5 protein-coding genes and 1 pseudogene are annotated in these 6,108 nt (G+C 66.8%); all 6 read right to left on the bottom strand.

All coding sequences use genetic code 11. From position 1 onward, the window contains the following. A partial coding sequence (locus HMPREF1023_RS02135; RefSeq protein ID WP_009304502.1) for a chromosome segregation SMC family protein occupies positions 1 to 1,308 on the bottom strand: 1,308 nt, incomplete at its 3' end. A 7-nt stretch (positions 1,309 to 1,315) separates the two neighbouring features. Further along, the gene (rnc, locus tag HMPREF1023_RS02140) at positions 1,316 to 2,161 is read right to left on the bottom strand and encodes a ribonuclease III (protein WP_009304503.1); all 846 of its coding nucleotides are present in this window, start codon (positions 2,159 to 2,161) and stop codon (positions 1,316 to 1,318) included. 72 nt (positions 2,162 to 2,233) lie between these two features. Next, positions 2,234 to 3,256 (bottom strand): phosphate acyltransferase PlsX, encoded by a 1,023-nt coding sequence (gene plsX / locus HMPREF1023_RS02145; protein ID WP_009304504.1) that lies wholly within the window; start codon positions 3,254 to 3,256, stop codon positions 2,234 to 2,236. A gap of 294 nt (positions 3,257 to 3,550) precedes the next feature. Next, complete coding sequence (gene rpmF, locus HMPREF1023_RS02150) at positions 3,551 to 3,730, bottom strand: 50S ribosomal protein L32 (protein ID WP_009304505.1); 180 nt, start codon at positions 3,728 to 3,730, stop codon at positions 3,551 to 3,553. A gap of 140 nt (positions 3,731 to 3,870) precedes the next feature. Further along, positions 3,871 to 5,790 carry an ABC transporter ATP-binding protein gene (locus tag HMPREF1023_RS02155; RefSeq protein ID WP_009304506.1) on the bottom strand — a complete coding sequence of 640 codons (1,920 nt, stop codon included), beginning with the start codon at positions 5,788 to 5,790 and terminating at the stop codon, positions 3,871 to 3,873. Positions 5,791 to 5,897: 107 nt separating this feature from the next. Continuing rightward, a pseudogene (locus HMPREF1023_RS02160) lies at positions 5,898 to 6,108 on the bottom strand (chloride channel protein); the annotation flags it as partial.

Below are 6,108 nucleotides of genomic sequence, written 5' to 3' on the forward strand. Positions count from 1 at the left end.
CTCCCCCTTCGCGCGCTCCAGCTGCAGCTCCAGCTCCTTGCCATGACCCTCGATCAGCTTCACATGCGCAAGGCCGCTGGTCAGCGCCTCCTGCGTTTCGGCCAGCTCGCGGCGCGCCTGCTCCTGCGCACGCTCGCCGTCGCGCTTCGCGCGCTCCAGCTCCTCGGCCTCGCGCTCGAGCAAGCGGCGCTTCTGCGCGTTTTCGGACTGCTCGTAGGCCAGGCGCGCCACGTTCGCATCGGCCTGCTCGCGGTCGCGCTGCACCTCGGCCAGCTGCTCGACGGCCTGCGCGCGATCGGCTTCGGCCTGCGCGCGCTTCGCAGCATTGGCCTCAAGCGTCACGCGCAGCTCGGCCTCGTAGCTCTGGGCGGCACGGCGCTTCTCGTGCAGCAGCAGCGTCGCACCGTCGAAACGCTCGACGGCCGAAGAGGCGCGGCGGTGCCGGCGGGCCAGCTCTCCCGCGTCCACGCTCTCGCGGCGGATCTTCTCCTGCAGCTCCTCGGCCGCGGCCTCGGCCTGGGCGATGGCGGCGCGCTTCTCCTCCAACTCCGCTTCCAGCGCCCGCTCGCGCGCGAGCGCGTCGTCCCACCCGCGGCGCAGCGTGCGAAGGTCGTCCACTGCGAGGGACAGGCTCAGATCCGCCAGCTCGTCGGCCAGCCCCTGGTAGGTGCGGGCGCGCTTCGCCTTGCGCTCCAGCGGCCCCAGCTGACGCTCCACCTCGGCGGCCACGTCCTTCACGCGGGCCAGGTGCGCGTCCATGGCCGCCAGCTTGCGCTCGCTTTTCGCCTTGCGCTGCTTGTGCTTCAACACGCCGGCGGCCTCCTCGATGAGAGCCCGGCGATCCTCCGGCTTCGACTGCAGGATGGAGTCCAAGCTGCCCTGCGAGATGATGGAGTGCGTCCCCGTGCCCAGCCCTGAGTCGTGCAGGATGTCGAGCACGTCCATGCGGCGCGCCACCACGCCGTTGATCAAGTACTCGCTCTCGCCCGAGCGGTACATGCGCCTGGTGACGGCCACCTCGTCGAAGTCCACCGGCAGCGTGCCGTCCGAGTTGTCCAGCACGAGATCCACCTCCGCGATGCCCACGCTCTTGCGCGCAGACGATCCGGCGAAGATGACGTCCTCCATCGCCTGGCCGCGCAGGTGCTTCGCGTTGCGTTCGCCCAGCACCCACAGCACGGCGTCCGAGATGTTCGACTTGCCCGAGCCGTTCGGCCCCACCACGGCGATGATGCCCGGCTCGAGCGCCAGCACGCTGCGATCGGCGAACGATTTGAAACCCTTGAGGACCAGCGATTTCAGATACATGGAACGGCTACCCCTGCTTGCGCTGCTTCGCGCGCTCGCGCTCGGACTTCTTGCGGGCCTTCTCCTCGGCGCGCGCGGCAGCCTTCTCCGCCTTGGCCTGTTTGGCGGCCTCGGCCTTCTCCGCGCGAGCCTCGCCGTCCACTCCCAGGCCGAAGAACTCGCCCAGGCGGGCGAGCGTGCTCTTGGCAGCCTGGCTCTCGGCTTCCTTCTTCGTACGACCCGTGCCGCGGGCAAGCCCCTGGCTGCCGGCGAACACCTGCGCGACGAACGTGCGGTCGTGCGGCGGGCCTTGGGTCTCCACCAGTTTGTACGTGGGCGTGATGCCGTCTTCCTGCAGCTTCTCCTGCAGGGCGCTCTTGGGATTCTCGGGCTCGCGCGCCATGTCGGCCGACATGCGGGGGATCAACGTGGCGCGCACGAAACCCTCCGCAGCCTCGATGCCGCCGTCCAAGAACAACGCGGCCACCACGGCCTCGTACACGTTCTCCAGCGCGGAATGCAGCCCGCGCCGCCCCGTGCCCGTCTCGGAAGAGCCGAACACGATGACGTCGGCGAAGCCCAGTCGCTCGGCGACGTCGGAGAGGCTCGCGCCCGACACGAGCGCAACCTTGATGCGGGTCAGGCCGCCTTCGTCCAGATCATGGAACCGATCGAACGCGATGGTGGCCACGATGGCGCCCAGAATGCTGTCGCCCAGGAACTCGAGGCGTTCATAGGAGTACTTGACCGATTTGCCCTCGGTGGCGGAAGGATGCGTGATAGCCGAAAGCAGCAGCTGCTCGTCCGCGAAACGGTAGCCGAGGATTTCCTGCGCTACCGCCAGTTTTCTCTGCTGTTCATCGGTGAAGGTCATGGCATGCTCGGGCTTTCGTTCAGGCTGCTGACGAGGTGCAGGGGAAGGGCTCCACGATTGATCGGGCATGGCCTACTCGCCCTCCGTCGCTTCGGCGGCGCAGGGCGTTGCCACCGTTTGCGCGATTATATCAGATACGCCGGTTCGCGCGATGCGAGCCGTGGTCAGCACGCCGTTCTTCACCGCCAGCGCGTTGGACGAGCCGTGCCCCACCAGAAGCGCGCCCTTCACGCCCAGAAGAGGGGCGCCGCCGTACGTATCGGGGCTCACCTGCGCCATGAGCTGCTTCAAGCCTCCTTTTATGGCCAGAGCGCCCAGCTTCGTGAGCGGCGTGGACATCATGATGCTCTTGAGCGTCTTGAACAGGGTCTTCGACGTGCCCTCGATGGTCTTCAGGCATACGTTGCCCGTGAAGCCGTCGGTGATGATGACGTCGAAGTTCGCAGGAAGGATATCGGAGCCCTCCGCGTTGCCTGCGAAGTTCGACAGCCGCTCCCTCAGCAGGCCGTGCGCTTCTTGCGCGAACTGCGAGCCCTTCGTGTCCTCCTCGCCGATGTTGAGCAGCGCGGCGCGAGGATGCTCGATGCCGATAACCTTCTCCGCGTAGATCGACGCCATCTCGCCGAACTGTACGAGGTACTCGGGTTTGCAGTCGGCGTTCGCCCCGATGTCGCACATGACGACGGGTCGCACGGGCGACGGGATGACCGTGGCCAGCGCAGGGCGGGCGACGCCCTTGATGCGACCCATCACCAACGTGCCTGCGGCCAGGCAGGCACCGGTTGACCCGGCAGAGAAGAAGCCTTGCGCCGCGCCCTCCTTCACGAGGCGGCAGCCCACGACGATGGACGAGTCCTTCTTCTTGCGCACGGCGTTCGCCGGATGCTCCGCCATGGCGATGACCTCGCTGCATGCCTGCGGCGTGCAGCGCTCGTGGGCGGCGGCGAACGGCTCCACCACGTCGGCAGGCCCGCACAGGACGATCTCGAGGGCAGGGTCGGAGGCAAGCGCCTGGGCGACGCCGTCGAGCACCACGCCGGGAGCATCGTCGCCCCCCATGGCATCGACGGCAACAACGACCTTTTCGTCAGACATATCGAAAACCTCACTCTCGCGTATCGGTCAGCGAGAGGCTTTGAGGTACCTGATATTGCGCCAGCGCAGACGCGGCACAGCGCCGACCCCTTCGAGGAAGCATGCTTCGATACGCGAAGAGGAAACGCGCAAGGGCAAGATCAGGTGCATCAAAGCCTCGCAGTGTCGAGCGGTTCCGCCGTTCGCAGAACGGCGGAATGCAAGAAAAGCCTCCCGGCGCATCGCACGCGAAGCGCGATGTGCGAGGAGGCTTGTCAATGCGCGGCGGCAGAACGCGCGCGCATGAACGGTACGCTACTCCGTCTCGATGACTTCGCGGTTCTTGTAGAAGCCGCAGTTCGGGCACACGCGATGCGGAAGCTTGACCTCGCCGCACTGCGGGCACACGGAACGCGAGGGCGCCGCGATCTTGTCGTTGGTGCTGCGACGGGCGTGGGTGCGGGCACGGCCCATTTTGCGCTTAGGTACTGCCATGATTCTCTATCTCCTTCTTTAAGCCGAGCGATCACGATCGCTCGTTCTCGCTTAAGTAAACACGCGAAACGGTATAGTACCAAACGAGAACCCGCGCCGCAAGCCCCGATCACCCGCAAAATCCAATCCGCACCCAGGTTTCACAAAACCGCGCCCTGCTCCACCGGGCCGAACTGCATCTCGTAGTAGTGGGCGTAGGTGCCGCCGAGGGCCAGCAATTGCTCGTGCGTGCCGCGCTCGGCCACGCGCCCGTCCTCCACCACCGCGATGAGGTCGGCACCGCGTATGGTGGACAGGCGGTGCGCGATGACGAGCGTCGTGCGCCCGGCGGACAGCTCCTCGAGCGACTTCTGGATGGCCCGCTCGCTCTCGTTGTCCAGCGCGCTCGTGGCCTCGTCGAGGATGAGGATGCGCGGGTCCTTCAGGAACACGCGCGCGATGGCGATGCGCTGCTTCTGCCCGCCGGACAGGCGGGCCCCGCGCTCGCCCACGTAGGTGTCGTAGCCGTCGGGCAGCCCGCGCACGAATGCGTCGATGTTGGCGCGCTTCGCCGCCTCCACGATCTCGGCCGTCGTGGCGTCGGGGCGCCCGTAAGCGATGTTGTCGCGGATGGTGCCGCCGAACAGGTACACATCCTGCTGCACGATGCCGATGGCGTCGCGCAGCGACTCGACGGTGACGGCGCGGATGTCGATGCCGTCGATCTCCACCGAGCCGCGCTCCGGATCGTAGAAACGGGGCAAGAGCGAGCACGTGGTGGTCTTGCCGCCTCCCGACGGCCCCACGAGCGCCACCGTCGCGCCCGCCGGGATGGCCAGGTCCAGCCCGCGCAGCACCTCGTGGACGCCGTCGTAGCTGAAATGCACGTCGCGGTAGCGCACCTCGCCGGCCACGTGCCCATCCGGGCCGCCGCAGCGGGCGCGCTCGGCGGCGCCCAGGTCCACCGCGTCGGGCGCGTCGGCGATGTCGGGTCGCACGGCCAGCACCTCCATGAAGCGGCGGAACCCGGCGTAGCCCTTCTGGAACGTCTCGACGAAGTTGATGAGCTGCTCGATGGGCGAGATGAAGATGCCGATGTACAGCGCGTAGATGGCCAGATCCGACACCGCAAGGCCGCCCGTGGCCACGAAGTAGCCGCCGCCCACGATGGTAACCGTGTACAGCACGCCGATGAACAGCGAGTTCACCGCATGAAACGACCCCATGAACCTGTACGAGCTCTCCTTCGTGGCCACGAAGCGGGCGTTCGTGCGGTCGAACTTCTTGATCTCCACCGGCTCGTTGCCGAACGACTTCACCACGCGGATGCCGCCGAGCGAGTCCTGCAGGCGCGCGTTGATGTCGGCCATCTTCTTGCGGTTCTCGGTGAAGATGACGCGCTTCTGGTAGTTGCGCCAGAACGAGTACGCGGCCAGAAGCAGCGTCGCCACCAGCATGATGGCGGTCAGCGGCACGTTGATCAGGAACAGCAGCGCGAACGAGCCCACGATCTTGAGGATGCAGATGAACAGGTTCTCCGGCCCGTGATGGGCCAGCTCCGAGATGTCGAACAGGTCGGTGACCAGCTTGCTCATCATCTCGCCGGTGTTGTTGCGATCGTAATAGGAGAAGCTCAGGCGCTGGTACTGCTTGAACAGGTCCATACGCATGTCGGCCTCCATGCGCGCGCCCATGATGTGACCCCAGCTGGTGATGAAGTACTGGCAGGCCGTGCGCACGCCGTACAGCACGACGAACAAGAGCGCGATCCACCAAAGCGAGCCGATGATAGCCTCAGGCGAACTTTGGAAGAAGTCCTTCGTGAAGAAGCTCAGGAACTGGGGGAACGCCAAGTCGACGCAGGCCAGCACCGTCGCGCACACGAGATCGAACACGAACAGGAAGGTATAGGGTCTATAATAGCTCGCGAACTTCGCGAGCACCTGACGCGCCGAGACCGGGCTCGCGTCCGGGGCGGTCGAGGACGCGGCGCCTTGCTCCGGCGCCGCGCCGGCGGACGGCTCGGTTTCGCGCGAGCCCGCCTTCTGCTTGAGCTTTTTCAGGGTTTCCATGCCCCACATTGTACCGCTCCTTCGAGCCCCGAGCGCCTCGAATCGGCGCGGGGCCCGGCGCTTCACGGGCTTCGCGTAAACGCGGCGCCGCGGTTGCCGCTCGTTCTCGCGCATCCTCATCGATCCTCCTCGAGCGACGGCTCGTCGCGCCGCGCACGCCGGCGCACGCGCGCGAGCTCGCTTGCCGCGCCGCGGCCGAACACGCCCACGTCGTAGCTGCCGGCGTACGCCGCAGCCACCGCTATCAGCAGAAACGGAAGCGCCAACCAGCCGAATATCTCGGCGCCCATGAGCAGCGCCGTCAGCGGGCAGCGGCCGGCGGCCGCG

Source organism: Eggerthella sp. 1_3_56FAA (assembly GCF_000185625.1).
GTDB classification, from domain to species: Bacteria; Actinomycetota; Coriobacteriia; order Coriobacteriales; family Eggerthellaceae; genus Eggerthella; species Eggerthella lenta.

Excerpts from the sequence above, each read along its gene's own strand:
- rpmF (WP_009304505.1), bottom strand. The coding sequence starts at position 3,730 with ATGGCAGTACCTAAGCGCAAAATGGGCCGTGCCCGCACCCACGCCCGT.
- plsX (WP_009304504.1), bottom strand. The coding sequence starts at position 3,256 with ATGTCTGACGAAAAGGTCGTTGTTGCCGTCGATGCCATGGGGGGCGAC.
- HMPREF1023_RS02155 (WP_009304506.1), bottom strand. The coding sequence starts at position 5,790 with ATGTGGGGCATGGAAACCCTGAAAAAGCTCAAGCAGAAGGCGGGCTCG.
- rnc (WP_009304503.1), bottom strand. The coding sequence starts at position 2,161 with ATGACCTTCACCGATGAACAGCAGAGAAAACTGGCGGTAGCGCAGGAA.